We start from the raw sequence: 533 nt of genomic DNA, 5'->3' as shown, positions 1-533 counted from the left end.
TCTGGGTCAGCACGACGGAGTGCGCTCAGAGTCCCTTGATCCATCTCAAGCCATTCATAGATGCCGATACGCCCCTTGTAGCCGGTATTACTGCACTGATAGCAGCCAGAACCGTGTTTGAACCCTTCAGGAATAGGCTCTTCCTCGGAGACGAGATTGGTCAACCATACGCGCTCTTGAGCCGAAGGCTCATAGTCGGTACCGCAATTGTCGCAAACTCGCCGTACCAATCGCTGAGCCATAACGCCCAGAAGTGAACTTGCAACCAAGTAGGGCTCTGCACCCATATCGATCAAGCGCATAGCGGAACTAACCGCATCATTGGTATGCAACGTAGACATCACCAAGTGACCTGTCATCGCAGCGCGTAAGCCAATTTCCGCTGTTTCCTGATCTCGCATTTCGCCAACGAGAACGACGTCGGGGTCTTGACGCAAGCACGCGCGCAAGACGGACGCAAACGTTAATCCCACTTTAGGATTTACCTGCACCTGTGTAATGCGCGGCAAACGATATTCTACGGGGTCTTCTGC

At 53.3% G+C, this 533-nt stretch carries 1 protein-coding gene; it reads right to left on the bottom strand.

Annotated features, from left to right (window positions below; all coding sequences use genetic code 11):
- Window positions 1-533, bottom strand: a 533-nt coding sequence (locus A3750_RS18905; RefSeq protein WP_197475153.1) for a GspE/PulE family protein, incomplete at both ends; no start/stop codon positions are given.

Source organism: Oleiphilus sp. HI0079 (assembly GCF_001635105.1).
Note: the sequence above shows the minus strand (reverse complement) of the source record. Positions and strands in the feature narration are given on the sequence as shown.